General features: G+C 71.4%; 23 protein-coding genes and 1 pseudogene. 8 read left to right on the top strand and 16 right to left on the bottom strand.

What is annotated here, in order from left to right:
* Positions 1-11: 11 nt before the first annotated feature.
* The 11 genes and pseudogenes from C6N31_RS07060 to pdhA all read right to left on the bottom strand — a co-directional run bounded on the left by C6N31_RS07060 (position 12) and on the right by pdhA (position 13,829).
* On the bottom strand, positions 12-2,864 hold the full coding sequence (locus C6N31_RS07060) for an FtsX-like permease family protein (RefSeq protein WP_198357267.1): 2,853 nt from the start codon (positions 2,862-2,864) through the stop codon (positions 12-14).
* Positions 2,861-3,598, bottom strand: coding sequence for an ABC transporter ATP-binding protein (locus C6N31_RS07055; protein WP_138351233.1), 738 nt, complete (start codon positions 3,596-3,598; stop codon positions 2,861-2,863). Before C6N31_RS07055 ends, C6N31_RS07060 begins: the two co-directional genes overlap by 4 nt.
* A 61-nt stretch (positions 3,599-3,659) precedes the next feature.
* Positions 3,660-4,355, bottom strand: coding sequence for a PadR family transcriptional regulator (locus C6N31_RS07050; RefSeq protein ID WP_138351232.1), 696 nt, complete (start codon positions 4,353-4,355; stop codon positions 3,660-3,662).
* A 145-nt stretch (positions 4,356-4,500) separates the two neighbouring features.
* Positions 4,501-5,289, bottom strand: a complete 789-nt coding sequence (locus tag C6N31_RS07045) for a hypothetical protein (protein ID WP_198357266.1) — start codon at positions 5,287-5,289, stop codon at positions 4,501-4,503.
* Between the two features lie 194 nt (positions 5,290-5,483).
* Positions 5,484-6,440, bottom strand: a complete 957-nt coding sequence (locus C6N31_RS07040) for an NAD(P)H-quinone oxidoreductase (RefSeq protein ID WP_138351231.1) — start codon at positions 6,438-6,440, stop codon at positions 5,484-5,486.
* 10 nt (positions 6,441-6,450) lie between these two features.
* Entirely contained in the window at positions 6,451-7,455 is a 1,005-nt protein-coding gene (locus C6N31_RS07035; protein WP_138351344.1) for a potassium channel family protein, read from the bottom strand.
* 275 nt (positions 7,456-7,730) lie between these two features.
* Positions 7,731-9,269: a molybdopterin molybdotransferase MoeA gene (locus C6N31_RS07030; RefSeq protein ID WP_232484883.1), complete on the bottom strand. Its 1,539-nt coding sequence runs from the start codon at positions 9,267-9,269 to the stop codon at positions 7,731-7,733.
* Positions 9,266-10,206 (bottom strand): annotated as a pseudogene (locus C6N31_RS07025) (NTP transferase domain-containing protein). The gene C6N31_RS07030 and the pseudogene C6N31_RS07025 overlap by 4 nt, the downstream one beginning before the upstream one ends.
* 91 nt (positions 10,207-10,297) lie before the next feature.
* On the bottom strand, positions 10,298-11,644 hold the full coding sequence (locus C6N31_RS07020) for a dihydrolipoamide acetyltransferase family protein (protein WP_198357265.1): 1,347 nt from the start codon (positions 11,642-11,644) through the stop codon (positions 10,298-10,300).
* A complete protein-coding gene (locus tag C6N31_RS07015; RefSeq protein ID WP_138351229.1) occupies positions 11,644-12,666 on the bottom strand; it encodes an alpha-ketoacid dehydrogenase subunit beta in 1,023 nt (340 codons plus the stop codon). The genes C6N31_RS07020 and C6N31_RS07015 overlap by 1 nt, the downstream gene beginning before the upstream one ends.
* Positions 12,663-13,829, bottom strand: coding sequence for a pyruvate dehydrogenase (acetyl-transferring) E1 component subunit alpha (pdhA, locus tag C6N31_RS07010; RefSeq protein WP_198357264.1), 1,167 nt, complete (start codon positions 13,827-13,829; stop codon positions 12,663-12,665). The genes C6N31_RS07015 and pdhA overlap by 4 nt, the downstream gene beginning before the upstream one ends.
* 161 nt (positions 13,830-13,990) lie before the next feature.
* Here pdhA and C6N31_RS07005 point away from each other — a divergent pair, with 161 nt between their 5' ends.
* Positions 13,991-14,473 carry an Lrp/AsnC family transcriptional regulator gene (locus C6N31_RS07005; protein ID WP_138351227.1) on the top strand — a complete coding sequence of 161 codons (483 nt, stop codon included), beginning with the start codon at positions 13,991-13,993 and terminating at the stop codon, positions 14,471-14,473.
* A gap of 78 nt (positions 14,474-14,551) precedes the next feature.
* On the opposite strand, the gene C6N31_RS07000 is transcribed toward C6N31_RS07005, so the two are convergent.
* Genes C6N31_RS07000 through C6N31_RS06990 form a run of 3 tightly spaced genes read right to left on the bottom strand, consistent with a single transcriptional unit; the run spans position 14,552 to position 17,488 of the window.
* A complete protein-coding gene (locus C6N31_RS07000) occupies positions 14,552-15,316 on the bottom strand; it encodes an alpha/beta hydrolase family protein (protein WP_138351226.1) in 765 nt (254 codons plus the stop codon).
* Positions 15,317-15,374: 58 nt separating this feature from the next.
* Positions 15,375-15,977 (bottom strand): TetR/AcrR family transcriptional regulator, encoded by a 603-nt coding sequence (locus C6N31_RS06995; RefSeq protein WP_138351225.1) that lies wholly within the window; start codon positions 15,975-15,977, stop codon positions 15,375-15,377.
* Between the two features lie 8 nt (positions 15,978-15,985).
* Positions 15,986-17,488, bottom strand: coding sequence for a 3-hydroxyacyl-CoA dehydrogenase (locus tag C6N31_RS06990; protein ID WP_198357263.1), 1,503 nt, complete (start codon positions 17,486-17,488; stop codon positions 15,986-15,988).
* A 120-nt stretch (positions 17,489-17,608) separates the two neighbouring features.
* Between C6N31_RS06990 and paaN the strand changes: the two genes are divergently transcribed.
* Both paaN and C6N31_RS06980 read left to right on the top strand, forming a co-directional pair.
* A complete protein-coding gene (gene paaN, locus C6N31_RS06985) occupies positions 17,609-19,285 on the top strand; it encodes a phenylacetic acid degradation protein PaaN (protein WP_138351223.1) in 1,677 nt (558 codons plus the stop codon).
* 137 nt (positions 19,286-19,422) lie between these two features.
* Positions 19,423-20,247, top strand: coding sequence for a TrmH family RNA methyltransferase (locus tag C6N31_RS06980; protein ID WP_138351222.1), 825 nt, complete (start codon positions 19,423-19,425; stop codon positions 20,245-20,247).
* Here C6N31_RS06980 and C6N31_RS06975 read toward each other — a convergent pair.
* Entirely contained in the window at positions 20,244-21,578 is a 1,335-nt protein-coding gene (locus C6N31_RS06975) for an HTTM domain-containing protein (protein ID WP_381584733.1), read from the bottom strand. The two genes, C6N31_RS06980 and C6N31_RS06975, sit on opposite strands and share 4 nt — an antisense overlap.
* A 14-nt stretch (positions 21,579-21,592) precedes the next feature.
* Positions 21,593-22,426, bottom strand: coding sequence for a DUF5819 family protein (locus C6N31_RS06970; protein ID WP_232484882.1), 834 nt, complete (start codon positions 22,424-22,426; stop codon positions 21,593-21,595).
* Between the two features lie 189 nt (positions 22,427-22,615).
* Between C6N31_RS06970 and paaA the strand changes: the two genes are divergently transcribed.
* From paaA to C6N31_RS06945, 5 genes are read left to right on the top strand one after another with little or no spacing between them, the layout of a single operon-like run.
* Entirely contained in the window at positions 22,616-23,590 is a 975-nt protein-coding gene (gene paaA, locus C6N31_RS06965; RefSeq protein WP_138351221.1) for a 1,2-phenylacetyl-CoA epoxidase subunit PaaA, read from the top strand.
* Positions 23,590-23,877, top strand: coding sequence for a 1,2-phenylacetyl-CoA epoxidase subunit PaaB (paaB, locus tag C6N31_RS06960; RefSeq protein WP_374117299.1), 288 nt, complete (start codon positions 23,590-23,592; stop codon positions 23,875-23,877). The genes paaA and paaB overlap by 1 nt, the downstream gene beginning before the upstream one ends.
* Positions 23,874-24,590: a 1,2-phenylacetyl-CoA epoxidase subunit PaaC gene (gene paaC, locus C6N31_RS06955; protein ID WP_138351219.1), complete on the top strand. Its 717-nt coding sequence runs from the start codon at positions 23,874-23,876 to the stop codon at positions 24,588-24,590. The genes paaB and paaC overlap by 4 nt, the downstream gene beginning before the upstream one ends.
* Positions 24,584-25,147: a 1,2-phenylacetyl-CoA epoxidase subunit PaaD gene (gene paaD, locus C6N31_RS06950; protein WP_187144950.1), complete on the top strand. Its 564-nt coding sequence runs from the start codon at positions 24,584-24,586 to the stop codon at positions 25,145-25,147. Before paaC ends, paaD begins: the two co-directional genes overlap by 7 nt.
* Complete coding sequence (locus C6N31_RS06945; protein WP_164295651.1) at positions 25,148-26,203, top strand: 2Fe-2S iron-sulfur cluster-binding protein; 1,056 nt, start codon at positions 25,148-25,150, stop codon at positions 26,201-26,203.
* Positions 26,204-26,222: the final 19 nt, after the last annotated feature.

The following is a 26,222-nucleotide window of genomic DNA, read 5'->3' as shown; positions in this document are numbered from 1 at the left end:
GGTGTTCCCCGCTACGACGCCTCGCGGCGGGACAGCGAGGTGCGGGACCGGGTGACCAGGGCCGCCAGCAGCGCCGCGCCCAGCGGGACGGCGACGATCAGGGCCGCCAGGGTCGACCAGGGAATGACGATCGGGACGTGCGGAACACCGCCCATGCCGCCCCAGCCCCGGTCCATCGCCTCCTGGTAGAACTTCAGCTGCTGACGTTCCTCGGCCTTGCGCAGCCCGATCGCGGGCAGGACGCCCGCGGCCGAGCCGAGGATCACGCCCATCACGGCCACCACCCCGCACTGGAAGCCGGACAGGGTCCGCCGCACCCGGGGATCGGCGCCGATCGCCGCCAGGGTCTTCAGGTCGGGCTCGGCGTCCGCCTGGGCCAGACCGGTGGCGATGCCCGCGGCGCCGATGGTGACCAGGCCGGCGAAGACGGTCAGCGCCAGCAGGATGACGTTGTTGTCGCTGACATAGCCCTCCTCGACATACAGGTTCGGATCGGCACCCAGCTTGGAGAGATCGTCCTCCAGCGCCTGCTGCTCCTTGCTGCTGGGCGCGTTCTCGTTCACGAAGTACGAACCGAAGGGAAGGGTCTGCAGTCCGGCGGCCTTGGCCGTGGCGGGCGTCATGATGGCGCGGACGCCGTAGGACTCCGTGCCGTCCTGGGCGACGTACGTGGGGAACGACTTCAGCGGTCCGGTGGCCTCCTGGCCTTCGGCGATCGGCTTCGAGGAGTCCTCGATGATCCGGAAGGTGAGCCGGTTCTTCTCGACGTAGTGCTTGTCGAAGAGCACCGTGTGGCCGGCCGCGAGCGCCTGCTCGGCGCCCGGGTCCTTGATGCCGAGCGCGTGGAGCAGCCCGGCGTCACCTATCAGCACCTCGGAATCCGTGCTGATGGCACTGCTGTGGTAGGTACGTTCGCAGCGCCAGTCCTTCGACAGCTTGCGGCGCTCGGCCACGCTGAACTTCTTGTCGGTGTCCGGCCCGTCCGTGGGGCAGGCGTTCGCCGGGGGCAGGACCATCTCCGCCCGGCCGCAGCCGGGGCTGCTGCTGTACATCGAGCAGGTCTTCTTGCCGACGACCACCCGTGAGACATCCGCGCGGGACGAGACCGGGAAGCGCTTCTCGACGGCCGCCCGGACCGCGTCCAGGTCACGGCCCTGCTCCCGTTCGATGCTGATCGACGCGACACCGTAGGGCGCCCGCGCCTCGTACCCGTTGCGACTCTCCAGGTCGCTGCTGGCGGTGTACGTCGCCACCGCGACCGTGCCCGCGACGGCCGCGAGGACGGCGGCGACGGCCGGGGCCGTACGACCCCGGTTGCGCACCGCGTCCCGCAGGGCGAGCCGCGGGGAGAGCGGCAGCCAGCCGCCGAGCCGTCCGAAGAGCCCGACCAGGGTTGGGGTCAGCGCGACGATGCCGAGTTCGGCGATGGCGGAGCCGCCGCCGACCGCGAGCACGTTGTCGGTCTTCATCGAGCCGAAGACCGCGATACCGACGCCGAGACAGACGGCGGCGAGGCCGAGCACCGGCAGCACCCGGTTGGCGTGCCGGACGCCGCGCCGACCGGTCAGCGCCGCCAGCACGCTCTGCCGGGACGCGACGACCGCCGGGACGATGGCGGCCAGCAGTCCGGTGAGAATCGCGAGCAGCCCGATGCCGAGGAGTTCGAGCGGATGCACCGAGATACCGCCGAAGCGCGCACCGGTGTACTCCTCCAGCGGCTCACGGAGGGCGAAGGTCAGCGCGAGACCGAGCACCGTGCCGACGACGGCGGCGACCACACCGATCACCAGGCCGCCGGACAGCACGATCGCGCGGATGTGGCGGCGGTCGCCGCCGTTGGCCCCGACCAGCCCGAGCTGGCGGCGCGAGCGGCGGGCGCCGACCGCGAAGGCCGGTCCTGCGAGCAGGCAGATCTCCAGCATCGCCAGGCCGACGATCGTCGCGCCCACGGCGAGCAGCGCGGCCTTCTCAGCGGTGCTGCCGCCGTAGTTCTGGTTCCAGTCCGGGTACTTGACGAACAGCGGCACCTCGGAATCGGCCGGCGGGTCGAGCGACACCGCGCGGGAGTGGGCGACAACGCTCTTGGCGTTGACCTCCTTCACCATGTTCCACGTGAAACCACCGTCCACGGCCACGAAGTACTTGGATGTGATGCCCGGCCCATCGCGTCCGGCCGCCTTGAGGGCCTTGGCCAGCGGCGCCAGGAAGGCGTCCGGCAGGGCGTTGATCTGCGCCGTCTTCAGCTCTCCTGGCAGGTCGTAGGCGCCGACGATCTTGTACTTGGTGGCCAGGTCGCGGGCGGAGACCGACGAGCCGACGTGGAGGCCGCTCGTCTTGAGGAACGCGTTGGTCGCCATGACCTCGTCCGGCGCGTCCGGGAAGTGACCGCGGTCCAGCTCCATGATCCCGGCGGCCATCGGGTCGGAGGCCTTCAGTTCACGGATGTCGACGTCCAGCAGGCCGTACTTCGTGTGGACCTTGCCCGTGCCGACGGAGTCCTTCAGCGTCTTCGCCCCGGCGGGGATGACGGCCGGGATGTTGACGCCGGGACCGTTGCCGCCCGGGATCATCTGCCCCGAGGCGTTGTCGTTGACCAGCGACTTGTTCCTGCCGTCCGGGGACTGGTAGATCGGCAGACCGTCGTACGCGGCGTCGGAGAGCACGGCGTCGGCTGCACCGAGGTCGCGGGTCAGCGACTGTTCTGCGGTCAACTGCGAGCTGCGGATGGTGATGTCAGCGGCGCTCACGCCCAGGATCGGCAACGCGATCATGGCCAGGACGAGGATGCTGCGTCCCTTGAAGCGCCAGGCGTCACGCCGCGCGATCCGCACCGCGGCACGCCAGGAATTGAGCCAGCCGTTCACTGAGCCACACCGCCGGTGAGCAGCGACTCGGCGTTCGAGCGCAGCGTCGTGTCGACGACGGAACCGTCCCGCAGGAAGACCACCCGGTCCGCCCAGGCCGCGAACCGCGGCTCATGGGTGACCAGGACGCCGGCCGCACCCGCGTCACAGCGGGCCCGCAGCAGCGCGAGTACCGACTCGCCGGTCTCGGAGTCCAGCGCACCCGTCGGCTCGTCGGCCAGCACCAGCCGGCGGTCGCCGACCAGCGCGCGGGCGATGGCCACCCGCTGCTGCTGACCGCCGGACATCTCGTCCGGGAAGCGGTCGGCGAGGTGGTCGAGGTCCATCTCCTGCAGCGAAGCCAGCGCCTCACGGCGGGCCTTGCGGGCGGAGGTGCCGTCGAGCTCACGGGGCAGGGCGACGTTCTCGACGGCGGTCAGCGCCGGTATGAGGTTGTAGTCCTGGAAGACGTAGCCGATGCTGCGGCGGCGCAGCGCGGCCATCTGCTTACGGTTCGCGGTGGTGAGATCGGTACCCTCGACGAGCACCCGGCCCGAGGTGGGGAGGTCGAGTCCGCCCGCGATGGTCAGCAGTGTGGACTTGCCGGAGCCGGACGGGCCCATGACGGCGACGAGTTCACCGGGGAAGACGGACAGGTCGATGCCGCGCAGCGCGTGCACTTCCGTGGTGCCGCTGCCATGAACTCGGGTCAGCTCCTGCAACTGCAGGACGGGCTGATGCTCTTGGGCAGACATGGGTTGATCCCCCTGTGATCAGGTCTGTGGTCAGGTCGGAACGGTTATCGCGACGTACGGGTCAGCGCCGGCCGGGCCTCGAACGCGCCAGGGCGGCACGCAGTCCCTTGTCGTGCGCGGCTTCCTGCTTCGGAGCCTGGTTCGGGTTCGGAGCCTGGTTCGGGTTCGGGTTCGGGGTCGGCTTCGCGTCGTTCACGCCGCCTTTGTCGGCGGCGACCGCGTCGGCCAGCCGTACGAGCCGGGTCTCCGCGTGGTCCAGCCAGCGGGCCTCGGCCTCCGCCTGGAAGATCAGCTGCTCGATGACGAGCAGCCACGCGACGTCGTCACGGTTCTGGTCCTGCTCCAGCGCGACGAGCGCCTGGGCCTTCAGCCGGGTGTAGTCCTGCAGGGCCTGGAGGGTGTGGTGCCGCTGCGCCTGGATGACGGCACGGATGTCTATGTCGGACGAGCCCACGGCCATCGCCAGCTTGATCGCCAGCTCGTTGCGGGGTGGATTCGCCCGGTCCACAGGTGTGGAGAACCAGGTGCGCAGTTCGCTGCGTCCCTCATCGGTGATGGCATACAGCGCGTGGCCGCCGTCGTCCTCCCCCGCCGGCACGACCAGGCCGTCGCGCTCCAGCCGTCCAAGGGTCGTGTAGACCTGGCCGACGTTCAGCGGCCAGGTGGAACCGGTACGGGACTCGAACTCGGTACGCAGCTGGAACCCGTAGCGGGGACCGCGATCGAGGAGGGCCAGGAGGCCATGACGGATCGACATACTGAGTATGTATACCGAGTATGGTCACAGAGAGCAAGGTCGGGCGGAGGAGGGTGAGCCGGGGACGGAGGCGCGAACGGAGGCGTGAACAGGGGCGCGAACAGGGGTCAGGTGGCCGCGAACCGGGACCGAGGCCGCTGACGGATCAGCTTCTGCGGAGGCGCAGACCCAGGAAGCCGAGGCCCAGTCCGACCAGGGCCATCCCCGCGCCGAGCGGCAGCACGCTCACCGCGCGGCCGACGGGACCCCCGGCATCGTCGCTGACGGTGGGAGCAACGCTCGGACCTGCCGGAGCGGGCGCCTTCGGCAGCGCCGGAACCGGGACGACGACCGCGGCGGACGGCTGCTGCATCGGGAGCTCGTACGCCTCGGCGCCATCAGAACCCTCCGGCTGAACCGAATCCGGAGCACCGTATTCCGCTGCGCTCAGGTCCTCGTCGGACGCGGCGTCCTCCGCGCTGTCCTGGGCCGACATCCCGTGCGCCCATCCCTTGTGCCACGAGCCCTTCTTCTTGCCGGCGTGCTTCGTCGGCGAGGGCTTCGCCGTGGGCGGTTTCGTCGTGGCCGGCTTGGGCGTGACGGGCTTCGGTGTACTGGGCTTCGGCGTCGCCGGTCCGGGTGTTGTCGGCTTCGGCGGCGCCGGGGGCTTGCCCGGTCGCGGCGGCTGCTCCGGTGTCACGGGAGGCGCGGGCATCCCGGGGAGGGGCGGCATGGGCGGCACGGGAGGCTTGGGCAGTGCCGGCAGCTTCGGTAGTTCGGGCAGCTTCGGCAGCTCCGGCATCCGGGGCGTTGCGGGCGGCGGCACCGCGAACACGACCCCTGCCGACGCCGTCGCGCGGCCCTGCGCCGCCCACCCGGGCGCCACCGGCAGGAGCAGAAGCGCTCCGGTCAGTACGGCCGCCGCCGCCACTCGCCCACCGGATGCCGAACGCAAGACGCCCGCCCCTCTCAGCCGCCGACTTCATATGTGGGACAAGCCTCACATAAAGTGCCAATTGCGGCATCTTGGGCGGGCGTCGAGGATTCTCACGACGACTACGGGGGCTACGCAGCCACGCAGCCGGACCGTCAGGACCGTCAGGACCCCAGGACCGTCAGGGACCCCAGGACCGTCAGGCCAGGACGATCTCAGAGCGTCAGGACGACCTTGCCGATGTGCGCGCTGGCTTCCACCACTCGGTGGGCCTCGGCGGCGTCGGTGATCGGGATCGTACGGTCGACGACCGGCCGCACCGTACCGGCCTCCAGCAGCGGCCAGACGTGTTCGCGCACCGCCGCCACGATCGCGGCCTTCTCACCCAGCGGGCGGCCGCGCAGCGAGGTCGCCACGACCGCCACCCGCTTGACCAGCATCGTGGCGAGGTTCAGCTCGCCCTTGACGCCGCCCTGCAGACCGATGATGACGAGCCGGCCGTTGACCGCCAGCGCGTCGACGTTCCGCTCGAGGTACTTCGCGCCCATGATGTCGAGGATCACGTCCGCCCTGACCAGCTCCGTGAAGTCCTGCTCGCGGTAGTTGACCAGGATGTCCGCGCCCAGCTTCCGGCAGGCCTCCAGCTTCTCCGCGCTGCCGGCCGTCACCGCGACCTTGGCGCCGACCGCCTTCGCGAGCTGGATCGCCATGGTGCCGATACCGCTCGAACCGCCGTGGACCAGCAGCGTTTCGCCGGGGCGCAGGTGCCCGACCATGAACACGTTGGACCAGACCGTGCAGACGACCTCGGGCAGTGCGGCGGCCGACACCAGATCGACCCCCTTGGGCACCGGCAGCAGCTGACCGACCGGCACGACGACCTTCTGCGCGTAGCCGCCGCCCGTCACCAGCGCGCACACCTCGTCGCCGACCGCCCAGCCTGACACACCGGGGCCGAGCGCGGAGATCCGGCCGGAACACTCCAGGCCCGGGTAGGGGGACGAGCCGGGCGGCGGATCGTAGAAACCCTGGCGTTGCAGCAGATCGGCACGGTTGACGGCGCTGGCCACGACCTCGACCAGGACCTCACCCGCGGCGGGTTCGGGGTCCGCGACCTCGGCCCAGACGAGCGCCTCGGGTCCGCCGGCTTCGGGGATGGTGATCGCATACATGAGCGCGAGGCTACCCTCCGGACGGCAGATCGGGACCCGCTCGGTGAATGGCGATAAGGCGGTCGGCGAACTGCAGCGTGGCCGCTTCCGGATCGTCGAAGCCCAGCAGCCGGTGGCCGCGCTTGACGGAGACGACCAGATCGGACACGTCCCGCGGCGCCTTGCCCACCTCGGCCTTGGTGACCGGACGCTCGATGAGATCGAGACCGCTGCCGTACGTGATCAGGTCGTCCATCACCTGTCCGACGCTCGGGCTGAGCATCGACAGGCCCAGCAGCCGGCCGGCGGCACTGGAGCTCGTGATCACCGCGTTGGCACCCGACTGGCGCAGCAGCGGCGCGTTCTCCTCCTCGCGCACCGAAGCGACGATGTTCGCCCGCTTGTTGAGCTGCCGCGCGGTCAGGGTGACCAGCACGGCGGTGTCGTCGCGCTGCGCCGCGATCACGATCTCCTTGGCGCGCTCGGCCTCGGCGCGCAGCAGCACGTCATTGCGCGTCGCGTCGCCCACCACCCCGACGAAGCCCTCGGCGGTGGCCGCCTGGATCACCTTGGGGCTGGGGTCGACGATCACGATCTTCTCGACCGGGATCCCGCGGCCGAGCAGCGTCTGCGCGGCGGACCGGCCCTTGGTGCCGTATCCGACGATGACGATGTGGTCGCGCAAGGTGGACCTCCAGCGTTTGAGCCGCCATTGCTCGCGGGTGCGCTCGGTGAGCACTTCGAGGGTGGTGCCGACCAGGATGATCAGGAAGAGGACGCGCAGCGGCGTCACCAGGAAGACATTGCACAGCCGCGCGCTGACGCTGTACGGGACGATGTCGCCGTAGCCGGTCGTCGAGAGCGTGACCGTCGCGTAGTAGAGCGAGTCGAGGAACGAGACGGCGTCGTCGGAGTTGTCGTGGTACCCGCCGCGGTCCAGATAGACGATGAGGACCGTGGCGAGCAGCACGAGCAGCGCCATCGCCAGCCGGCGGGACACCTGGAGCAGCGGGCCGATGGCCTGCCGGGGGAACATCACCTTGTAGGCGAGGCTGCCCGGGCTGTCGTGGTCGGCGGGATGGCTGCCGCGGTGGCCGCTCCCGGCATGGTCATTGGGGTGGTCGTTGCTGTGGTCATTGCTGTGGTGGTCGTTGCTGTGGTGGTCGTCGGCGCCGCTGTCCGCCCGGCCCGCGGCAGCGTCGTGGCGCGGCAGTTTCAACGGACTTCACCTCGTCGCTCTCGTGGTTCTCGTGGTTCTCGGCTCCGGTGGCTCGCATCGGTCGCGTTGCCCTCCCGGCTTCGGAACCGGCATCAGCAACCGGCGGTCCCCCATGCCAGGTCGAGCACGGCCGTCTCCTGACCGGCCGCCGCGCCGCCGGGCGGAATGACCGCCAGCCCGTCGGCGGTGGCCAGGCCGCGCAGCATGGCGGGGCCGTGGAAGTGCAGCGGGACGACGGCCGATTCGTCGTCGAAGACCACCGGCACCAGGCGGGTGTCGGTCGGATGGCCGGGCACAGCCGCGGTGAGCTCCGCGGTGTACGGGGCCGGGACCGGACGGCCCGCGAGCGTGCGCAGCAGGGGAGCGACGAGGGTGATGACGCCGGAGACCGCGGCCAGCGGATTGCCCGGCAGCCCCACGAGGTGTCCGCCCCCGGGGAGTTCGGCCAGCAGCATGGGGTGGCCGGGGCGCACGGCGACCCCGTCGACGAGCAGTTTCGCGCCCAGCGTGTGCAGGACGGGGTGGACGTGGTCGACCGGACCGGCCGCCGTTCCGCCTGTGGTGATCAGCAGGTCGGCGGTGGTCTCGCCGATCGCGCTCATGAGGGCGTCGACCTCGTCGACGACGCGCCGGGTACCGGTCACCTCGGCGCCGAGCGCCTCCAGCCACGGCGCCAGCATCGGGCCGAGGGCGTCCCGGACGAATCCGGCGTGGGGGAGTCCGTGGTCGAGCAGTTCATCGCCGAGGACCAGCACCTCCACCCGGGGGCGGGTGATGACGCGCAGCTCGTCATACCCGGCGGCCGCCGCGAGACCGAGCACCGCAGGGGTGACGACGACGCCGGGGGAGAGCAGTTCCTCTCCCCCTCGGCACTCCTGGGCGCGCGGGCGTACGTCCTGGCCGGGGGTGGGCGCGCCATGGGTGGCGTGCAGCAGCCCGCCGTCGGTGCGCCTTTCGGTGCGGCCGTGCTCGTGCCGGATGATCGCGGTGGCACCGGGCGGGAGGGCCGCGCCGGTCGCGATCGCGATGGCGTGGCCGTCGAGCAGCGCCACTCCGGGCCGCTGGCCGGCGAGGAGCTGCCGGGTCTCCAGCATCCACGGGCCGGGGCCCGCTACGGCCCAGCCGTCCATTGCCGACGTGTCGAAGGACGGCAGATCCGTCAGCGCGGTGAGCGGGGCGGCGAGCGCGTGACCGAGCGCTCCGGCGAGCGGCCGGCTGACGGCGGGCAGCCGCCGGCCCGCGGCGCGCGCGGCCCTGCGGGCCTCGGGCCAGGTGAGGTCGTGCTGCCGGTGTCGGGACGGAGGCTCGGTTTCGTGTGCCGGTTCAGGTTCGCCTGCGGGTTCGGGTTCGTGTGCCGGTTCGGGTTCGGAGGCTTGCGCGCTGCCGGTGTCGAGCCCCGCGATGGCGAGCGGATCGAGGCTGGGTCCGGGATGGGGGTCCGGGTTGGGGGTGGCGCTTCGGCCCGTCCCGCCGTCGGCGCTGCCGCCCAGGCCGAGGGAGCCAGGCCCGGCCGGTCCACCGGTCGCGTACGCGTTGGCGGTCCGGCCCTCGTTGGCGAGCAGCAGTGCCTCGCCCATCGCGTTGAGGGCGGCCGCCTCCTGGTCCGCGGGCCCTGTCGTCCGGCCGGTCATCCGGCCGGCTTCCCTGCCTCGGAAGGCCCGGGATCGCTGTTCCCGGCGGCCTCGCCGGCCCTGGCGGCCTCCGCGGACCAGCGTTCGGCAAGTTCGGCCGCCTTGCGGGCAGCGTTGCGCACTTCCTCGGGGCCGCCGCCGGACTGGGCGGCGGCGTAGCCGACCAGAAAGGTGGTCAGCGGTGCGGCGGGGCGGGCGACACCATGCGCGGCATCACGGGCGAGGTCGAGGAGGACTTCGGTGTCGACCTCGAGCTCGATCCCCAGTTCGGCCTTGGCTGCGGCGATCCATTCATCCAACACAGGCCCATCGTCCCCGATGCGGGGCACATCGCCGCGCAGGCTCACCCCTGTTCCAGTCGCGCCCGTGCGGCGGCGACATCGTCCCAGGTGTCGCAGTCGAAGGAATCCGAGCCCGAGGGGTCCGGCAGCCGGTGCAGCCGCAGCTCCTCGGTGAGCAGGCGCAGCGGCAGCCCGGCGAGCGTGCCGTGCTCGGTGGCGATCAGCGCCAGCCCCCGGCGCAGCGCCTCCGTACGGTAGGCCGCGGCCAGCGGCTGGTCCCGGCCGGACGGATCGGTCAGCACGACGCCGTCCGCGTCCGCCTCCCGCCCCAGCGACTCCCGCAGGGCGTCCGCCGCCGTCCGCGTCAGGAACGGCATGTCGGCGGCGAACACCAGCACCGTGTCGGAACCGGCCCGCGCCAGACCGGCGGCGAGGGCGGGCAGCGGTCCGCCGCCCGGCGGATCCTCCCGGGCCCACAGCACCGGCCGCCGGGTGGGCCTGCGCGGACCGACGACCACCGTGTCGACGGCGCCCTCGCAGGCCTCCAGCACCCGGTCGAGCAGCGGCCGCCCCGCGACCTCCAGTCCCGGCTTGTCCGCCCCGCCCAGGCGCCTGGCGGCGCCGCCCGCCAGCACCACGGCGTCATGTGCACTCATACCGCGCAGTATGCCGTGAGGCCGGGTCCTGCGGTCCCGCACGGCGCTGCCCGGCCCGCCGGACCCTGGCGCTGCCGGGGCCCTGGCCCGCTCAGACCGCGGCGAGCAGCACGGCCGGCTGCTCCACGCAGTCGGCGACGAACCGCAGGAAGCCGCCCGCCGTACCGCCGTCGCACACCCGGTGGTCGAAGGTGAACGACAGCTGGACGACCTGCCGTACCGCCAGTTCCCCCTGGTGGACCCAGGGTTTGGCGGCTATGCGGCCGACTCCGAGCATCGCGGCCTCGGGATGGTTGATGATCGGCGTCGAACCGTCGACACCGAACACTCCGTAGTTGTTGAGGGTGAACGTGCCGCCGGTGAGATCCGCGGGCGTGAGCCGCCCGGTGCGGGCCGCCTCGGTGAGCCGGCCGATCTCCGCCGACAGGCCTGAGGTGGTGCGTGCCTGAGCGTCCTTGACGACCGGGACCATCAGCCCGCGTTCCGTCTGCGCGGCGAAGCCGATGTGCACGGCGGGCAGCCGCACGATCTCGTTCCGCTCGGTGTCGACGGTGGCGTTGAGCTCCGGGTACCGCGCCAGTGCCGCGGTGCAGATCCGCGCGAGCAGCGCGAGCACGGAGACCTTCGGCCCGCCACCCGCGTTCATGGCCGCCCTGGCCGCGAGCAGTTCGGTGGCATCGGCGTCGACCCAGCAGGTGGCGTCGGGTATCTCCCGGCGGCTGCGGCTGAGCTTCTCGGCCACCGCTCCCCGGATCCCGCGCAACGGCACCCGCTCCCCCACCACGTCGGCAGCCGGGCCGGCCGTAGCCGCCGGTGCTGTCGCGACCGGTGCCGCTGCCGTGCCGGCACCCGCCGCGGCGACCGCCCGTTCCACGTCCGCGCGCAGAATCAGCCCGTCCGGCCCCGAGCCGGTCAGCGACCGCAGGTCGAGCCGGTTCTCCCGCGCGATCCGCCGCACCAGCGGCGAGATGACCGCCACCGGACCGACCGGCACGGTCTCAACAACAGCTGCCGGTGCCGGTGCCGGAGCCGGAGCCGGAGCCGGAGCCGGGCTGGCAGCCGCGACCGGCCGGACCCGGCGGCGGCGTGCGCCCGGCGCGGTCGTGCCGTAGCCGACCAGGACGTTGCCGGATCCCTCACCTGCGCCGGCGTCACCGGACGCGGGAGCGCCGGAGGCGTCGGAGCTCACCGCGGTTCCGACCGCCACCGTGATCAGGGGACGGCCCACCGCCAGCGATTCGCCCTCCGCGCCGTACCGGGCCGTGACGACGCCGCCGTAGGGGCACGGGACCTCGACCACGGCCTTGGCCGTCTCGACCTCGACGACCGGCTGGTCGATGGCGACGACCTCGCCGACCTGCACCAGCCAGCGGACGATCTCCGCCTCGGTCAGCCCTTCTCCCAGGTCCGGGAGGGTGAACTCCTTCACGACGGCCATCAGCGCGCCTCCCACTGGAGCCGGCCGACCGCGTCCAGGATCCGGTCGACGCTGGGCAGATGGTGCCGCTCCAGCATCGGCGGCGGATACGGGATGTCGAAGCCGGCGACCCGCAGGACCGGTGCTTCGAGGTGGTGGAAGCAGCGCTCGGTGACCCGGGCCGCGATCTCCGCACCGGCGCCGCCGAATCCGGCGGACTCGTGCACGACGACGGCCCGGCCCGTCCTGCGCACCGCTGCAGCGACCGTCTCGTCGTCGAAGGGCACCAGGCTGCGCAGGTCGAGGACTTCGAGGTCCCAGCCCTCCTCCTTCGCGGCTTCCGCGGCTTCGAGGCAGACCGGCAGGGAGGGGCCGTAGGTGATGAGGGTGGCGCTGCGCCCCGGGCGCCGCACGACGGCGCGCCCTATGGGCTCCACCGCCGCCGGCTCGTCGGCGTTCCAGTCGTCCTTGGACCAGTAGAGCCGCTTCGGCTCCAGGAAGACCACCGGGTCGTCCGAGGCGATGGCGGCCCGCAGCAGCCCGTACGCGTCGCCGACCGTCGCCGGGGTGACCACGTGCAGGCCGGGTGTGTGCAGGTAGTACGCCTCCGAGGAGTCGCTGTGGTGCTCCACACCGCCGATACCGCCGCCGTAGGGCACCCGGATCGTGATCGGCAGCGGCAGCGCGCCGCGCGTGCGGTTGCGCATCTTGGCCACGTGGCTGATCAGCTGCTCGAAGGAGGGGTAGGCGAAGGCGTCGAACTGCATCTCGACGACCGGCCGCAGCCCGTACATCGCCATGCCGACCGCCGCGCCGAGGATTCCGGCCTCGGCGAGCGGGGTGTCCGTACAGCGGGTCTCGCCGAACTCCTTGGTGAGGCCGTCCGTGATCCGGAAGACGCCGCCGAGAGCGCCGACGTCCTCACCGAGTACATGGACGGCCGGATCCTCGGCCATGGCGTCCCGCAGTGCCCGGTTGAGCGCCTGCGCCATGGTGGCGGGCTTGCGCGCGGTGGTGGGGGCGGGGGCGGTCGCGGTGCTCATGAACCGGCTCCGGCGTGCTCGGTGTGGTCGGTCTGCCCGCCGTCGTGTTCGGCATCGAGCTCGGCGCGCAGCATGGCCGCCTGCTCACGCAGTTGGGGGGTCTGTTCGGCGTAGACGTGGGCGAAGAGGTCCATCGGGTCCAGCAGCGGTTCGGCGTTCATCCGCTCGCGCAGGTCCGCGGCCATCTTCTCGGCGGCTTCCTCCGCGGCTTGCCGCGTGGTGTCGTCGAGCAGCCCGCGCCCGTTCAGCTCCCGCTCCAGCAGGGTGATCGGGTCGTGTTCGCGCCAGGCCTCGACCTCGGCGTCCTCCCGGTAGCGGGTGGCGTCGTCGGCGTTGGTGTGCGCCTCCATGCGGTACGTGACCGCCTCGACGAGGGTCGGTCCGCCGCCCGAACGGGCCCGCTCGACGGCTTCGGTGAGCACCTGGTGCACGGCGGGCGCGTCGTTCCCGTCCACGAGCCGGCCGGGCATGCCGTAGCCGACCGCCTTGTGGGCGAGCGAGGGGGCGGCGCTCTGCTTGTCGAGCGGTACGGAGATGGCGAAGCCGTTGTTCTGCACGAGGAAGACCACCGGCGCGTTCCAGACAGCCGCGAAGTTCAGCGCCTCGTGGAAATCGCCCTCGCTGGTGCCGCCGTCGCCGACCATGGCGAGCGCGACCACGTCGTCGCCCTGGAGGCGGGCGGCGTGCGCGAGGCCGACCGCGTGCGGCAGCTGGGTGGCCAGCGGGGTGCTGAGCGGTGCCACATGGTGTTCGCGCGGGTCGTAGCCCGTGTGCCAGTCGCCGCGCAGCAGGGTGAGCGCCTCGACCGGGTCCACACCGCGGGCGATCACGGCGAGCGTGTCGCGGTAGCTCGGGAAGAGCCAGTCCTGGGGGCGCAGCGCCATGGCGGCGGCGACCTCACAGGCCTCCTGACCGGTGCTGGAGGGGTAGACCGCCAGCCGGCCCTGCCGGGTCAGCGCGGTGGCCTGCCGGTTGTACCGGCGGCCGCGCACGAGCTGGCCGTAGAGCTCGGTGAGCAGCGCCGGGTCGATCTTGGCGGCGTCGGGGGTGCCCAGCAGCCGGAACGGTTCCGTCTCGGGCAGCAGCGGCGTGGCGTCGATGGGGGGGCGCTGGGGTCCCCCATGCCTGTGGCCAGGGGCGGGTTTCTGGTCCATGACGGTCATCGCGAGCACCTCCTCGTAGGTTGGAGGACGGATCGCGTCCTCCCAACCGATTGTTCGGTTGTTGGAGGCATTTTGGCCACAGGTACGTTCAGCCTGTGGACAAACGGTTCTGCACAGCCTGGAATGGAGCCAGTCCGTCCATGGTAGGGAGGTCCGGGGGCATGCCGCGAGAACAGATGGCCGAGCCCGATCCGCAGAACCGTCCCCTCGATCCCATCGACCGGACGATTCTGCGACTGCTGCAGGAGGACGGACGTGCCTCGATCCGCTCTGTGGCCGAGCGCGTGCACGTTTCGCGGGCGAACGCCTACGCCCGGATCAACCGCCTCATCGAGGACGGCGTCATCCGCGGGTTCACCGCCCGGGTGGACCATGAACGCGCCGGGCAGGGCGCGTCGGCGTACATCACCCTCAAGATCGTTCAGAACTCCTGGCGGACGGTCCGGGAAACACTTCTCACTCTTCCGGGTGTAGCCCACATTGCCCTGGTAAGCGGAGATTTCGATGTGTTGATGCTGGTGCACACGGCGGACAACCGCAGCCTCCGCGAGCTCGTGCTGACCCGCATCCAGGCCATACCGGAGGTCCTCGGCAGCCGGACCCTCCTGGTCTTCGAGGAGACGGACCTCGTGGTCGACGACTGAGCCGGCCGGGGATCTCCCCGGCCGGCTCGTCCATCGGCGCGCTGCACACAGCCACTGCGCGTGGCCGCCGTGCGTCTCTCAGCCGCCGTACTTCTTCAGGAAAGCGGTGACCTTCGCCCAGTTCTCGGCGTCGTCCAGCATCGAGACGCCGTGGTGGATCCCGGTCACGATGTACAGCGAGTTCTCCTTGGCCTTCACCGAGGCCTTGCTGAGCGCCTTGGTGGAATCCGCGAACGCGGTGTCCCCGTCCGCCGCCATGTAGAAGACCGGCGCGGTCAGCCCCGGGACCGCGGCCGCCGCGTCCATCTGCCCGTACTGCTCGGGCGCGGAGAGCGAGACGACGGCGTCCGCCGGCGGCTGGACCTTCGCGGCGGCGGTCAGCACCGAGGTGCCGCCCTTGGAGGCGCCCATGAGCACCAGTTTCGTCGCCCCCTTGCCGCGCAGCAGCTGGGCACCCGCGACGACCTCGGGCACCTCGTCACCGTTGGAGTCGATCGCCAGCACCCGGTAGCCGCTCTTGACCAGTTCGAGCGCCTTGGGGACCCACTGGCAGACGTTTCCGTCCGACTGGTGTGCGAGCACGATCCCGGTGGTGCCCGTGCCCGCCAGATAGCCGTCCAGCGCGTTGCCGCCGGTGTCCTTGAAGGTGATCGAGCCGGCCTTGGCCTGGGCCTCGGTCAGACAGTCGAACGTCTTCACCGTGACCGTCGGGGACGGCTCCGCCGTCGCCTTGCCACCGCTGCCGCCGTCGTCGCCACAGGCCGTCAGGAACAGGGGAAGCGCGGTGGCCAGAGCCGTGGCGGCGATCGCGCGGAAGGTCCGGGTGCGTCCAGCTGAATACATGGCTGGACGGTGTCGGCGCCCCCGTTCGGAGGTCAATGGTCTGGACCTCACGGTTCGGCTACGTGCGCAGCCCCTCGAAGGCCAGGCGTACCGCGGCGTCCGCGACGTGTTCCCCGTCGATCGCACCCTTGGCGTCCGGCCGGTACCACTCCACGATGGAGTTGATCATGCCGAAGAGCAGTCGCGTCGCCAGCCGGATGTCCATGTCGGAGCGGAGATCACCCTCGCTCGCGGCGGCCTTCAGCAGGTCGGACACCCGCTGGTCGAACTCCCGGCGCCGCTCCATCGCCCAGCGTTCGGTGCTGGTGTTCCCGCGCACCCGCAGCAGCAGGGTGACGTAGGGCAGCTCCTCCATGAGCACCTCGGCGGTGCGCCGGGTGACGTACTCCAGCCGCTCGATCGCCCGCCCCTGGCGTGCCCGCGGCTCCTCCAGAATGCCGAACAGGCCGTCCAGGGCCCGCCCGACGGCGCGGTGGAGCAGTTCCTCCTTGCCGCGCACATGGTGGTAGATCGAGGACTTGGAGATTCCGGCGGCGCGGGAGAGGTCCTCCATGGAGGTGCCGTCGTAGCCGCGCTCGTTGAACACCTCGACGGCGACGGCAAGCAGCGTGTCGGGGGTGTACGTGTCCCGTTTGACGCGGGGACTAGGGGGCTCGGCCATGGTCACGATTAGAACAGCTTCCCCTCGGCCGCCGTACGGCGGCGCAGCAGCGCCGACGGGGCGTAGCGGCCACCGGGGCACGAATCGTGCAGCTCGGACAGGACCTCGCACACCCAGTGCGCGCCGAGGCGGTCGCCCCACTCCAGCGGACCGAGCGGATAGTTCACGCCGAGCCGCATCGCGGTGTCGATGTCGGCGGGCGAGGCGACCGCCTTGGCGACCGCGTCGGCGGCGAGGTCCACGAGCATCGCCACCGTCCGGGCGACGATCATGCCGGGGACGTCCTCGATCACGCTGACCTGCTTGCCCAGCGCCTGGAACAGCCCGACGGCCGCCAGGACCGCTTCGGGCCGTGCGGTGTCGCCGGGTGCCAGCGCGATCCGGGTGGCGGCCCGGTAGTCCAGCGCGAGGTCGAAGTGGATGACGCTGTCGCCGCGCTCGGTGGCGTAGGAGCCGTCGGCGAGGAAGAGCCAGTCGTCGTCACCCAGGAGGATCGCCCCGGGGCCGCCCTCCTCGTGGTCGACGTGGATACCCGCCTCCTCCATGAGGGCGACGAGTTCCGCCGCCGGCCCCAGGTCGCCGAGGACCGTCACCTGCTCGGGCGCGGGCGCCGGAGCCGCCGTCGCCGCGAGCGGCCGGTCCTCGTCCCCGTACCGGAACCAGCCGCGCCCCGACTTGCGGCCGAGCAGTCCGGATTCGACGAGGCGGCGCTGGGCGAGGGACGGCGTGAACTTGGGGTCGTGGAAGAACGACTCCCAGACGGACCGGGTGACGGCCTCGTTCACGTCCTGGCCGATCAGGTCGGTCAGCTCGAAGGGGCCCATCGCGAATCCGCCGCACTCGCGCAGGACCGCGTCGATGGTGGCGGGATCGGCGGCCCCCTCCTCGTGGAGGCGGAACGCCTCGGCGTAGAAGGGTCGGGCGATCCGGTTGACGATGAAGCCGGGGGTGTCGGTGCAGCGCACCGGGGACTTTCCCCAGGCGGCGGCGGTCGCGTACACGGTGGCCGCCGCGTCCTCGTCGGTGGTGGCGGCGGAGACCACCTCCACGAGGGGGAGGAGCGGCGCCGGGTTGAAGAAGTGCAGGCCGACGAAGCGTCCGGGACGGCGCAGAGCGCCGGCGACGGCGGTCACGGAGAGCGAGGAGGTGTTGGTGGCGAGCAGGCACGCGTCGTCGACGACGTCCTCCAGCTCGCTGAAGAGCCGCTGCTTGGCCGGCAGGTCCTCGATGATCGCCTCGATGACGAGAGCGGCGTCGGCGAGCTCGCCGAGGGTGGCGGCGGGAGCGAGCCGGGCCAGCGCGGCATCACGTTCGGCCGCGTCCATCCGGCCCCTTTCAGCCAGCCGGGCGATCCGTGCTGCCACCGCCGACGCACCGCGCTCGGCGCTGCCGGGAGCGGCGTCGTAGAGCCGCACGCGATGGCCCGCGACCAGTGCGACCTGGGCGATTCCCTGGCCCATCGTGCCGGCGCCGATGACAGCAACGGTGCGGGTTCGATCAAGCGCGATCATGATGCCGACTGCTCCTCGCCAAGTTGTCCACAGATCCGGCCGCCTCTTGAACCGACCGAACATTCGGTTAATCTAGCGGTGTTCCCATATCCAGCCCAGCTCGACGAGGAGTTGGTCCCCATGGCCGCCGATCTCACCGCTGTCCCGTTGATCGAACGGCATCGCGGCACTCTCGACAAGGCACTCGAAGCGATCAGGACCCGCGAGTTCTGGTCGCCGTACCCCGAACATCCGAAGGCTTACGGAGACGGAGCCGACGGCAAGGCCGCGTTCGACGCCCTCCTGGGGCAGCGCTTCGCGCTCGACCAGCCCGGCACCGACGACTGGACCGGACGCGAGACCTCGCCCTACGGGATCGAGCTCGGGGTCGACTACCCGCACCCGGACATCGAGGTGCTGCTGCCGGCGATGCGGGCGGGCATCCCCGCGTGGCGGGACGCGGGCCCCGAGCTGCGGGCGATGGTGTGCCTGGAGATCCTGGCGCGGATCAATGCCAGGACCAACGAATTCGCCCATGCGGTGATGCACACCTCGGGCCAGGCCTTCACGATGGCGTTCCAGGCCGGTGGGCCCCATGCGCAGGACCGCGGCCTGGAGGCCGTGACCTACGCGTACGCCGAGCAGGTCCGCACCCCGGATTCGGCGGAGTGGGTCAAACCGCAGGGCAAGCGGGACCCGCTGCGGCTGCAGAAGGCCTTCACGGCCGTCCCGCGCGGCGTCGCCCTGGTGGTCGGCTGCAACACCTTCCCGACGTGGAACGGCTACCCGGGCATCTTCGCCTCCCTGGCGACCGGTAACCCCGTGCTGGTCAAGCCGCACCCCCGTGCCGTTCTGCCGCTCGCGCTGACCGTCACGGTCGCCCGCGAGGTGCTGGCCGAGGCGGGCTTCGACCCGAACCTGGTCGCGCTGGCCGCCGAGCGGCCCGGTGAAGGGCTGGCCAAGACCCTCGCCGTGCGGCCCGAGATCCGCATCATCGACTACACCGGCTCCACCGCCTTCGGCGACTGGCTGGAGACCAACGCCCGCCAGGCGCAGGTCTACACCGAGAAGGCCGGCGTCAACACCGTCGTCATCGACTCGACGGACAACTACAAGGGGATGCTCAGCAACCTGGCCTTCTCGCTGTCCCTGTACAGCGGCCAGATGTGCACCACCCCGCAGAACCTGCTCATCCCCCGCGACGGCATCACCACCGACGCGGGCCACCGGAGCTACGACGAGGTGGTGGCCGATCTGGCCGCGTCCGTCGAAGGGCTGCTCGGTGACGACGCGCGGGCCAACGCCCTGCTGGGCGCGCTGGTCAACCCGGATGTGAAGACACGCCTGGAGGCGGCACCCTCGATCGGTGAGGTGGCACTCGCCTCCCGGGCGGTCACCCACCCGGACTTCCCGGACGCGACGGTCCGTACACCGGTGCTGGTGAAGCTGGACGGGGCCAAGCCCGACGACCAGGCCGCGTATCTGACGGAGTGCTTCGGACCGGTGTCGTTCGCCGTCGCGGTCGACTCCACGGCCGACGCGGTGGAGCTGCTGCGCCGTACGGTCCGGGAGAAGGGCGCCATGACGGTCGGCGGCTACACCACCTCGGCCGACGTCGAGCGGCTGCTGGAGGAGGCGTGCTGGGAGGAATGCGCCCAGCTCTCCCTGAACCTGACCGGCGGGGTGTACGTCAACCAGACGTCGGCCTTCTCCGACTTCCATGGTTCCGGCGGCAACCCGGCGGCCAACGCGGCGCTGTGTGACGGGGCATTCGTGGCCGGGCGCTTCCGGGTCATCGAGGTGCGCAGGCCCGCATAGCGCGAGCCTCTCCCCATCCGGCCCCGTCCCGAGTTGCCCTGTCACTCCGGACGGGGCTCCCCCGCCCGTTCAGCACCGGTTCCGGCCCAGCTCAGCGCCCTGGCGGGGCAGCCCTCCCGGAGCCGTACGCTGAGGCCATGACGGAAGCGGAAGACGAGGCCGGGCGCGCGGCGCGACAGTGGCGCGAGGCGGCCCCCGGTGCCGTTCTGCTCGACGGCTTCCACGCCCTCAAGCACGCGCTGCGCTTCGGCGCCGAGGTACGGCTGGCACTGACCAGTGACCGGGCCGCCGCCCTGGCGCTCGCCGAGGAGCTCGCGGACGATGTGACCGACCGGCTCCGCGCGATCCTCGTCGAGGTTCCCGGCCAGGTGCTGCGCGAGCTGCTGCCGAGGATCCATCCGACCGGTGTGGCCGCGCTCGCCGTCAGGCCCAGCGCCGGCTCCAACCTCGCCGCGCTGAACGCGGCTCCCCGGCAGTCACCCGTCGTCGTCCTGGACAATCCGCGGAACCTCGGCAACATCGGGGCCGTGATCCGGCTGGCCGCCGGGTTCGGTGCGACCGGGGTGGTCACCACCGGGGACATCGACCCCTGGCACCCGAACGTCGTGCGCGCGAGCGCCGGCCTGCACTTCGCCACCGCCGTCGAACGGCTGGACCTCCCCGACCTGCCGGCCGGGCCGCTCTATGTCCTGGATCCGGAGGGGAAGGACATCCGGTCGACGGTGATCCCGGACGACGCGCTGCTCGCGTTCGGCTCGGAGCGGCACGGGATCTCGCCGGAGATGCGCGGGCGGGCGACCGAACTGATCGCGGTACCCATGCGCCCGCACGTCTCCAGCTTCAACCTGGCCACCACGGTGGCGATGGCGCTCTACCACTGGCTGCCCGCCCCGGGCACCGGCCGTATCCAGGGCTTGTCCCAGGACGTATCCAGGACGTATCCAGGGCCTGTCCGGCCCTAGACGCGGTAGCCGTCTCCCGCACCACCGGGTTCGCCATGAGCCAGCTGCGGCTCGGTGGCGGGCCGCCCGATCGTCGTACCCAACTCCCGTACCTGGTCCTGATCCTGGTCACGCGGGTCACCGGTGCGGGGGCCGGCCTGGCCGCGCAGACCGCTCGGCACCAGACCGGCGATCCGGCTGCCCGCCCAGCGCAGGAAGTTCGTCGGCAGGAAGACCGCGTCGGCGGCGATCATCGCGAGGGAGAAGAACGGCAGGCCGAGCACGATCGCGATCGAGGCGTGCTCGATGATCATCGCGACGAGCAGCACGTTCTTCACCCGGCGGTTGAAGAGCGTGAAGGGGAAGGCGACCTGCACGATCACCGTGCCGTAGGTGATCGCCATGACGATGAGACCGGCACCGGCGAGGGCGTGCGAGAGCTCGGGCCAGGGGGTGAAGTCGTCCAGGTGCAGCGGGTAGTACAGCGCGGTACCGTCTTGCCAGCGGGAGCCCTGGATCTTGTACCAGCCGGCCGTCGCGTAGATCAGGCAGACCTCGACGACGATCACGAGCATGCCGCCGTTGTGGACGATGTTGGCGAGGATGTCCAGCACCTTGCGGGGCTCGCCGGCCGCGTAGCGCCGCACCGCCCACCAGGCCGCCTGCGCCAGCCAGAAGCCCCAGAAGGCCGGCCCCCAGAACTGGCCGAGCTTCCCCAGCAGGGTGATGACGACGAGCGCGGCGCCGAGCAGCGACCACAGGACCACGCCGGTCAGGTCCGGGTCCGGCTTCTCGGCGCGTTCCGGGATCAGGTCCCGCGTCCGGTCCTTCGTCCGCTCCAGCAGCCGGTCGGCCCGTCGCTTGTCGAGGGACCAGACCTGGCCGCAGCGGGTCAGCACGAGGTAGATCGCCATCAGGTGGATGACGTTGTCGCCGCCGTCGCCCATGAAGATGCTGCGGTTCTGCAGCGACAGCACCCCGACCATGAACAGCAGCGAGGCCGTACGGGTCCGCCAGCCGAGCAGCAGCAGCAGGCTCGCGATGATCGAGCCCGCGTAGACCACCTCGAACCAGAGCTGGCTGTCGGTCCACATCAGCACGCTGAACGCGCCGGTGCCGTTGTCGGCCATCAGCCGCTGGGCCATGCCCCAGGTCCACACGCCGTCGGGGCCGTACAGCTCCGCCCGGTGCGGCCACTCACGCAGCAGGAAGAGCAGCCAGGTCAGCGAGAAGCCGATCCGGACGACCGCGCTCTGGTACGGCCCCACAGCGGTATTGGTGATCCGGGCCAGCCCACGGGTCAGCCCGGTGTCGAGCGTGCCGCCGAGCCCCGCGAAGGGGGAGGGCGGCAGATCCTTGCGAGCGCTCACGAGGCCTTCTCCTGTCCGGAGGTGGCCACCGACCACCAGAGCGTCTCCTGGTACTGCGTCTCGTTGTTGGGCTTCGCGTCGGTCCACGACGGCGGAGCGACCCACACGGTCGCGGAGCGGGCCTGCACGCGGACGACGTCACCGCCGTTCAGCTGGGGACCGAACCGGTTCTCCACGATCCGCTGCACGTACTCCTGGCTGAGCTGGCCGCGCACACCGGTGGGTGTGTTGTTGGCGCCGTGCGAGGAGGTGTAGAAGCTCCAGGCGCGGCGCAGCTCGTTCTGCCGGGTGTGGCTGGGGGCGACGGTGTGCCGGATGCCGGTCAGATCGACCGCGGTGAGGTCGACCCAGCCGGTCGTCTGCAGCCGGCCGCCGGGGCTGCGCACCTCGGCGCGCGCCTGCACGTGGATGTTCTGCTGCAGCGGGTCGGGCGCGAAGAGCTTCCAGTTCTGCTCGAACTCGGGGTAGATGTACGAGTCGACCGTGGACTGGTACTCCTTGCTGGCCGTGTTCGACGGCGCGACGTGCAGGAACACCATGGCGAGGTGGAAGACGACGCCGACCGCGACAGCCGCGACGGCGAGCGAGACCACGACCCAGGATCCGGTGGACAAGGACGGCAGCTGCCCCGTTTCGGCAGCCTCGTCGGAGGCCTCTTCCGCGTCCGTACCCGCGTCCGCTCCGGCCTCGCCGTCCGTCCGGGTCCCGGCCGCGTCTCCGGAGCTGTCGACGGCCCTGTCGCCGGCCCCGGCCGCCGCCACCGGACCGGCGCCCGCTCCCGGATCCGTGCCCGGTCCCGTCCCCGGTTCCGGCCTCTCAGGTGGCTCCATGGTCTCCCCGTTCCTCACCGCGCTCCGCTTCCGCACGGAACGCTACTCATGCCCTCGCGCCACCGGTGACCGTACTGGGTTATCCACAGCCGCCGGGATGGCCTTGACACCCTAAGGCGCTCGACCGACCATTGAACCGAACGATCGGTCGGTCGGTTGAGCCGGAGCGGGACAACGTAGGGGGCACACATGACCACGGCAGCCACGGTCGAGGAGGCGGCACCGCAGGCCGGTCTTCTCGCCGCTTTCGAGTCGGCACTCGCCGAAGACTCGCGGATCGAGCCGCGTGACTGGATGCCCGACGCGTACCGCGCCACGCTTATCCGCCAAATGGCGCAGCACGCCCATTCCGAGATCATCGGAATGCAGCCCGAGGCGAACTGGATAAGCCGCGCGCCCTCGCTGCGCCGCAAGGCGATCCTGATGGCCAAGGTGCAGGACGAGGCCGGGCACGGGCTGTATCTCTACAGCGCCGCGGAAACCCTCGGCGTCGGCCGTGACGAGCTGCTCGACAAACTGCACGCCGGCCGCCAGCGGTACTCGTCGATCTTCAACTACCCCACCTTGACCTGGGCCGATGTCGGAGCGGTCGGCTGGCTCGTGGACGGCGCCGCGATCACCAACCAGGTGCCGCTGTGCCGCTGCTCGTACGGGCCCTACGCACGGGCCATGGTGCGGATCTGCAAGGAGGAGTCCTTCCACCAGCGGCAGGGGTACGAGCTGCTGCTGGCGCTCAGCCGGGGCACCGAAGCGCAGCACGCCATGGCGCAGGACGCGGTGGACCGCTGGTGGTGGCCGTCGCTGATGATGTTCGGCCCGCCGGACACCGAGTCCGGGCACTCCGAGCAGTCCATGGCCTGGAAGATCAAGCGGCACTCCAACGATGAGCTGCGGCAGCGCTTCGTCGACATCTGCGTCCCGCAGGCCGAGGTGCTCGGGCTCACCCTCCCCGACCCCGACCTGCGGTGGAACGAGGAGCGCGGCGCCCATGACTTCGGGGACATCGACTGGACCGAGTTCCACGAGGTGCTGCGCGGCAACGGGCCGTGCAACGAACAGCGGATAACCCAGCGCCGCACCGCCCATGAGCAGGGCGCCTGGGTCAGGGAAGCGGCCACGGCATACGCGGCCAAGCAGGGAACCGAGCACGGAGAGGTGCGCTGATGACTGCCAACGACTGGCCGCTGTGGGAGGTCTTCGTCCGCAGCCGGCGCGGGCTCAGCCACAGCCACGCGGGCAGCCTCCACGCGCCCGACGCGGAGATGGCGCTGCGCAACGCACGAGACCTCTACACCCGGCGTGCCGAAGGCGTGTCGATCTGGGTGGTCCCGTCCACGCAGATCACCGCCTCGTCGCCGGACGAGAAGGACTCGTTCTTCGAGCCGGCGGGGGACAAGCCGTACCGGCACCCGACCTTCTACAAGATCCCGGAAGGGGTGCGGCACCTGTGAACCCGGTACTCGTCAGCACGGCGCTGCCTCTCGGTGACGACGCCCTGGTGCTCGCCCAGCGACTGGGGGAGTGGGCCGGACACGCACCGGTCCTCGAGGAGGACGTCGCGCTCGCCAACATCGCGCTGGACCTGCTGGGCCAGGCCCGGGTGCTGCTCTCCCTCGTCGGCGACGAGGACGAGCTGGCCTTCGGCCGGGAGGAACGCGCCTTCCGCAACGTCCAGCTCGTCGAGCAGCCGAACGGCGACTTCGCGCACACCATCGCCCGCCAGCTGTACTTCTCGACGTACCAGGAGCTGCTCTACACGGAGCTGGCCCAGGGCGACAGCGAGCTGGCGCCGCTGGCCGCGAAGGCGGTGAAGGAGGTCGCCTACCACCATGATCACGCCCGGCAGTGGACGCTGCGGCTCGGCGACGGCACGGCCGAGAGCCATGAGCGCATGCAGCGCGGGCTGGACGCCCTGTGGCGGTTCACCGGCGAACTGTTCCAGCCCGTGGAGGGGCTGGGCACCGACCTCGGCGCGCTGCGCGAGCCCTGGCTGGAGCGGGTATCGGCCGTCGTCCGGCAGGCCACGCTGACGATGCCGGAAGGACCGGACGTGACGTCCTGGTCGGCGGGCGCCGGCAGACAGGGCATCCACACCGAGTCGTTCGGCCGGATGCTCGCCGAGATGCAGCACCTGCACCGTGCCCACCCGGGTGCGACATGGTGACCGGCGGCGGCACAGTGACCGACGGCGCTCCGGGCGGCGCTCCGGCCGACGAGATAGCCGCGGGCACGCCGGACGGCGTGCTGGAGGCGGAGCTGCTGCGGCTCGCGGGCTCGGTCCCGGACCCGGAGCTGCCGGTGCTCTCCCTCGCCGAGCTGGGAGTGCTGCGCGGTCTGCAGCTGGTCGGCCCCGGCCGCGTCGAGGTGCAGCTGACGCCGACCTACACCGGCTGCCCGGCCATCGACACGATGGTCACCGACATCACCCAGGTCCTGCGCGAGCACGGTATGGCCGAGGTGTCCGTCCGTACGGTGCTGTCGCCTGCCTGGTCGACCGACGCGATCAGCGCCGAGGGGCGCCGCAAGCTCGCCGAGCACGGCATAGCGCCGCCGCGCCCGGTCGGCAGCGGCGGCCCGGTGCCGCTCGAGCTGTCGGTGCGCTGCCCGCACTGCGGCTCGGTGGACACCACCGTGCTGAGCCGGTTCTCCTCCACCGCGTGCAAGTCCCTGCGCCGTTGCGAGAGCTGCCGCGAACCGTTCGACCACTTCAAGGAGTTGTGAATGTTCCATCCGCTCCGGGTCACCGGGATCGAGCGGCTCACGGACGATTCGGTGACCGTGACCTTCGACGTGCCGGCCCCCCTGCGCGAGACGTACCGCTTCGCGGCAGGCCAGCACCTCGCGGTGCGCCGGTTCGTGGACGGCTCCGAGATCCGGCGGACGTACTCGGTCTGCGACCCGGCTCCCGGGCCCGGGGGGCCGGAGAGCCTGCGGGTCGGCGTGCGGCTGGTCGAGGACGGTGAGTTCTCGGTGTACGCCCACAAGGAGCTGGCGGTGGGCGACCTGGTGGACGTCATGCCGCCGATGGGCCGGTTCATCCTCGATCCGCGCCCCGGCTACTTCGCGGCCGTGGTCGGCGGCAGCGGCATCACGCCGGTGCTCTCCCACATCGCCACCGTGCTCGGGCGGGAGCCGTCGGCCCGCTTCTGTCTGGTGCGCAGCGACCGGACGGCCGCTTCGACGATGTTCCTGGAGGAGATCGCCGACCTCAAGGACCGCTATCCGGACCGGCTCCAGCTGGTGAACGTGCTGTCCCGCGAGGACCAGCAGGCCGGGCTGCCGTCCGGCCGGCTGGACCAGGAGCGGCTGACCGCCCTGCTGCCCGCGCTGCTGTCGGTGGAGACGGTGGACGGGTGGTACCTGTGCGGCCCCTTCGGGCTGGTGCGGGGAGCCGAGCAGGCGCTGCGCGGACTCGGGGTGGACCGGTCCCGGATCCACCAGGAGATCTTCCATGTGGACGACGGCCCGGTGACCGGCCCCGCCCGGACCCCGGCCGCGGTCGGCAGTGTGGTCGCCGCGACGCTCGACGGGCGCGGCGGGAGCTGGCCGTCCGAGGGCGGCGAGTCCGTCCTGGAGACGGTGCTGCGCAACCGCTCGGACGCCCCGTACGCCTGCAAGGGCGGGGTGTGCGGGACCTGCCGGGCCCGGCTGGTGTCGGGCGAGGTGCGGATGGACCGGAACTTCGCGCTGGAGCCCGACGAGACCGAGGCCGGCTATGTGCTGGCCTGTCAGTCGCATCCGCTCACCGACCGGGTGGAGCTGGACTTCGACGCGTAACGGTGGTCCCCCGCTATTC

The sequence above is a fragment of the Streptomyces fildesensis genome (assembly GCF_016107395.1).
GTDB lineage: Bacteria > Actinomycetota > Actinomycetes > Streptomycetales > Streptomycetaceae > Actinacidiphila > Actinacidiphila fildesensis.
This window is presented reverse-complemented; position numbering and strand designations above follow the sequence as displayed.

Coding starts and splice junctions, on each gene's coding strand:
- C6N31_RS07055 (WP_138351233.1), bottom strand. CDS start 3,598: ATGTCTGCCCAAGAGCATCAGCCCGTCCTGCAGTTGCAGGAGCTGACC.
- C6N31_RS07050 (WP_138351232.1), bottom strand. CDS start 4,355: ATGTCGATCCGTCATGGCCTCCTGGCCCTCCTCGATCGCGGTCCCCGC.
- C6N31_RS07040 (WP_138351231.1), bottom strand. CDS start 6,440: ATGTATGCGATCACCATCCCCGAAGCCGGCGGACCCGAGGCGCTCGTC.
- C6N31_RS07035 (WP_138351344.1), bottom strand. CDS start 7,455: ATGTTCCCCCGGCAGGCCATCGGCCCGCTGCTCCAGGTGTCCCGCCGG.
- C6N31_RS07030 (WP_232484883.1), bottom strand. CDS start 9,269: ATGACCGGCCGGACGACAGGGCCCGCGGACCAGGAGGCGGCCGCCCTC.
- C6N31_RS07020 (WP_198357265.1), bottom strand. CDS start 11,644: ATGGCCGTCGTGAAGGAGTTCACCCTCCCGGACCTGGGAGAAGGGCTG.
- C6N31_RS07015 (WP_138351229.1), bottom strand. CDS start 12,666: ATGAGCACCGCGACCGCCCCCGCCCCCACCACCGCGCGCAAGCCCGCC.
- pdhA (WP_198357264.1), bottom strand. CDS start 13,829: ATGACCGTCATGGACCAGAAACCCGCCCCTGGCCACAGGCATGGGGGA.
- C6N31_RS07005 (WP_138351227.1), top strand. CDS start 13,991: ATGCCGCGAGAACAGATGGCCGAGCCCGATCCGCAGAACCGTCCCCTC.
- C6N31_RS07000 (WP_138351226.1), bottom strand. CDS start 15,316: ATGTATTCAGCTGGACGCACCCGGACCTTCCGCGCGATCGCCGCCACG.
- C6N31_RS06995 (WP_138351225.1), bottom strand. CDS start 15,977: ATGGCCGAGCCCCCTAGTCCCCGCGTCAAACGGGACACGTACACCCCC.
- C6N31_RS06990 (WP_198357263.1), bottom strand. CDS start 17,488: ATGATCGCGCTTGATCGAACCCGCACCGTTGCTGTCATCGGCGCCGGC.
- paaN (WP_138351223.1), top strand. CDS start 17,609: ATGGCCGCCGATCTCACCGCTGTCCCGTTGATCGAACGGCATCGCGGC.
- C6N31_RS06980 (WP_138351222.1), top strand. CDS start 19,423: ATGACGGAAGCGGAAGACGAGGCCGGGCGCGCGGCGCGACAGTGGCGC.
- C6N31_RS06970 (WP_232484882.1), bottom strand. CDS start 22,426: ATGGAGCCACCTGAGAGGCCGGAACCGGGGACGGGACCGGGCACGGAT.
- paaA (WP_138351221.1), top strand. CDS start 22,616: ATGACCACGGCAGCCACGGTCGAGGAGGCGGCACCGCAGGCCGGTCTT.
- paaB (WP_374117299.1), top strand. CDS start 23,590: ATGACTGCCAACGACTGGCCGCTGTGGGAGGTCTTCGTCCGCAGCCGG.
- paaD (WP_187144950.1), top strand. CDS start 24,584: ATGGTGACCGGCGGCGGCACAGTGACCGACGGCGCTCCGGGCGGCGCT.
- C6N31_RS06945 (WP_164295651.1), top strand. CDS start 25,148: ATGTTCCATCCGCTCCGGGTCACCGGGATCGAGCGGCTCACGGACGAT.